Source organism: Phenylobacterium sp., from assembly GCF_036263695.1.
Lineage (GTDB): Bacteria > Pseudomonadota > Alphaproteobacteria > Caulobacterales > Caulobacteraceae > Phenylobacterium.
Genome location: NZ_DATAGM010000121.1, coordinates 1 through 3,343, shown reverse-complemented (window position 1 = coordinate 3,343; position 3,343 = coordinate 1). Strand labels below are relative to the sequence as shown.

The 3,343-nt window shown below is 71.3% G+C and carries 3 protein-coding genes; 2 read left to right on the top strand and 1 reads right to left on the bottom strand.

Features of this window, described 5'->3' with window-relative positions; all coding sequences use genetic code 11:
- Positions 1-469: TRCF domain-containing protein (locus VHK87_RS04850; protein ID WP_329633766.1), on the top strand; the 469-nt coding region annotated here is incomplete at its 5' end.
- A 143-nt stretch (positions 470-612) separates the two neighbouring features.
- Here VHK87_RS04850 and VHK87_RS04845 read toward each other — a convergent pair.
- Positions 613-1,938: a diguanylate cyclase domain-containing protein gene (locus tag VHK87_RS04845; protein WP_329633765.1), complete on the bottom strand. Its 1,326-nt coding sequence runs from the start codon at positions 1,936-1,938 to the stop codon at positions 613-615.
- A 159-nt stretch (positions 1,939-2,097) separates the two neighbouring features.
- Here VHK87_RS04845 and VHK87_RS04840 point away from each other — a divergent pair, with 159 nt between their 5' ends.
- Positions 2,098-3,228: a CaiB/BaiF CoA-transferase family protein gene (locus VHK87_RS04840; RefSeq protein WP_329633764.1), complete on the top strand. Its 1,131-nt coding sequence runs from the start codon at positions 2,098-2,100 to the stop codon at positions 3,226-3,228.
- Positions 3,229-3,343 lie beyond the last annotated feature (115 nt).

Here is a 3,343-nt window from a genome sequence, read left to right as displayed (position 1 = left end):
CGAGGCCCTGGCGGACCGCGGCTGGTCGCCACAGATCAACACCGGCGCGGCCGTGCTGATCCCGGAGGAGTACGTCCCGGATCTCAACGTGCGTCTGGCGCTCTACCGTCGCCTCTCCGACGCCGAGAAGGCCGACGACCGGGAAGCCCTGGCCGCCGAGCTCATCGACCGGTTCGGGCCCTTGCCGCCGGAGGCCGGACAGCTGCTCAAGGTCGTGGCCATCAAGGGCCTGTGCCGCGAAGCCAACGTCTCGAAGATCGACGTGGGGCCCAAGGGCGCGGTCGTGACCTTCCGCGGAGACGAGTTCAAGAATACGGCCGGACTGGTTGGATTCGTGCAGAAAAACGCCCACGCCTGGCGGCTCCGGCCGGACCACAAGGTGGTGATCAAGGGCGAGTGGGAGACCCCCGCCCAGCGGCTCGACGCGGCGGAAAAGGTGCTGCGCGAGCTGGCCAAGCTGGCGGCGTGATTTCCCTGCCCTTCATGGGGAGGGCCGAGTCGGCGCAGCCGACCGGGGTGGGGGAGTAGGATGCCCCGCGGGCGCTGGGCGATCAGCTCAGTGCAGGTTCGAGACTTCCCCACCCGTCCGAGGCAGGGGAGGGAAAGTGGGAGTCACCCCACCCGCTGGGCTCGGGCGGCGGCCTCTTCCAGCGCCTTGCCGGCGGTCTCGGGGGCGGAGACTTCGGCGACGCCGATGTCGAACTCCACGACGAAAGGCGAGCGGCCCTCGCCGGCCTCGAAGGCTGTGCAGCCGATGACCGCGGCGATGCGTTCGCCGGCGGCCCGGCCCGACGATTGGCGGGTGGCGGGCAGGGCCAGGGCGAAGACCTCGTGGCCGAGCCGGGCGGCGGTGTCCTCCACCCGAACCAGGCGGCCGATCATCGAGCCGATCTGCGGCAGCGCCTTGTCGAGCCAGCCGTCGCGGCGGGCGTCGGCGATATCCGACCGGTCGGCGACCCGCAGCACGCAGACCGACAGCGGCCGGTTGCGCACCCGAGAGGCCTGGGCCAGCCGCACCAGGTGGGCGGCGAACAGGTCGCGGGTGAAGAGGCCGGTGGGCGAGTCCATCAGGCCTGAGGTGCGCGCCCGCTCCAGCGCCTTCCGCAGCGCCGTCTGCCGGCGGTAGCTGCGGGCGAGCTCGATGACCCGGCCGGCGGTCTCGGTTTCCGGCGTCTCGGGCGAGGCCACGTCGGAGATGCCCCGGTGATAGGCCTCGGAGGCGGTGATGTAGCTCTCATGGCGCATGTAGAGCAGCGCCGGGGTGTGGAAGAGGCGGGTGTTGCGCCGCATGCCGGCGGCGATGGACAACGCCTCGCTGGAGTTGTCGCCGGCCCACAGCACGACGGCGTCGAACGGCCGCTCGTGCAGGTAGTCGAAGGCGGTGTAGGCCGTGAAGGCGCCCACGACCTCCGCGCCCTTCTGGGTCAGGGCGTTGGACAGAGCCAGGAACTGCGGGGCCGGCTCGCCGATCGCCAGGATACGGAAGGGGCTGGGCTCCGGGGCCGCGGGCTCCAGCATCCGGCCGCGCTCGGCGAAGGTCTCGGCGCGCAGCTCGAACTCCTCCTCGGCGACGGCGTTGCGGACCAGGGTCTCCAGGCGCAGCACAGCCTGTGCCGGATGCAGCGGCGCGGCGATGGTCAGGTCGAAGCCGTCGGCCTCCAGCGAGGGATCGGGCTCCCCGATCGCCAACACCGGCAGTCGCCGCGGATGGCAGGCCTCTTTCAGCCGGCGCGGCAGGTCCTTCACCTCGGGGCCGCCGCTCGCCAGGTCGACGATCGCCGCCTCGATCTGCAGGTCGGCGAGGGCGGCGACGGCGGCGTAGGGGCCGCGGGCGGTCACGGTGCGCCAACCCAGCCGGTCGAGGCCGTCGGCCAGGGGGCCCGCCAGGGCGTCGTCGCGGGCGACGATCAGGACGCGCGCCTGGACGCTTGAGCTCATGCCTCGCCTTCCCCCACGTCCGCCCGAACGGACGCTGAATCGAACCGGTGCAGACTATACAGGCGGTCAAGCCCGCGACAGCGCCCATGTCGCCGCGCACTTGCGTGACGGCGGGGCAGGGCGGTTAGCTGACCCCGAACACCAGGGAGAGTATTGCGGATGGGCCAGGGACCCTTGAGCGGGCTGAAGATCGTCGAGTTCGCCGGCATCGGCCCAGGGCCGTTCTGCGGCATGCTGCTCTCCGACCTGGGGGCGGATGTGGTGCGGATCGACCGCAAGGGCCCCGGTCGGGCCTCGCCGGCCAACGTCACCGCGCGCGGCCGCCGCTCGGTGGCGCTGGACCTGAAGTCCCCCGCGGCCATCGAGACCTGCCTGAAGCTGATGGAGCGGGCCGATGCGGCCTTCGAGGGCTTCCGCCCGGGCGTCATGGAGCGGCTCGGGCTCGGGCCCGACGTAGCCCTGAAGCGCAACCCGAAGCTGGTCTACGGCCGGATGACCGGCTGGGGCCAGTTCGGCCCGCTGGCCCAGGCCGCCGGGCACGACATGAACTACATCGCCCTGACGGGGGCGCTGCACGCCATCGGGACCGAGGATAAGCCGGTGCCGCCGCTCAACCTTGTCGGCGACTTCGGCGGCGGGGCGCTCTACCTGGCGTTCGGGCTCCTGGCCGGGGTGATCCACGCCCGGGAGACGGGGCGCGGGCAGGTGGTGGACTGCGCCATGACCGACGGGGCGGCCTCCCTGATGGCGATGTTCTACGGCTTCAAGGCCCAGGGGATCTGGAACGGCCAGCGGCGCGCCAACATGCTCGATGGCGGCGCCCACTACTACGACACCTACCAGTGCCGGGACGGGAAATGGGTCTCGATCGGCTCCATCGAGCCGCAGTTCTACGCGCTGCTGCTGGAGAAGACCGGCGTCAACGACCCTGAATTTTCAAAGCAAATGGATCGCACCGCCTGGCCCTCCCTGAGGGAGAAGCTGGCCCACATCATCGCCCAGAAGACCCGAGACGAGTGGAGCGAGCTGATGGAGGGCACCGACGTCTGCTTCGCCCCGGTGCTAGACCTCGACGAGGCCCCCAAGCATCCGCACAACGTGGCCCGCGAGACCTTCGTGGAGGTGGAGGGCGTGGTGCAGCCCGCGCCGGCCCCGCGCTTCTCGGTGACGCCCGGCGCCATCCAGGGCCCGCCGCCGGCCAACGGCGCCCACGACGCCGAGGCGCTCACGGACTGGGGCTTCAGCGCGGCGGAGCTGGACGAGCTGAAAGGCGCCGGGGCGCTCGCCTGACGGGGGTTTGTGAACAGAACGGGTTCGCACCTGAATGACCGGTTCAGGTGGGGTTCAGCGCGGCCCTTCTAAGTTGTCCGTCAGGTAGGCCGTCGCGCTCTCCCGTCCCTCGAAG

Coding starts and splice junctions, on each gene's coding strand:
- VHK87_RS04840 (WP_329633764.1), top strand. CDS start 2,098: ATGGGCCAGGGACCCTTGAGCGGGCTGAAGATCGTCGAGTTCGCCGGC.
- VHK87_RS04845 (WP_329633765.1), bottom strand. CDS start 1,938: ATGAGCTCAAGCGTCCAGGCGCGCGTCCTGATCGTCGCCCGCGACGAC.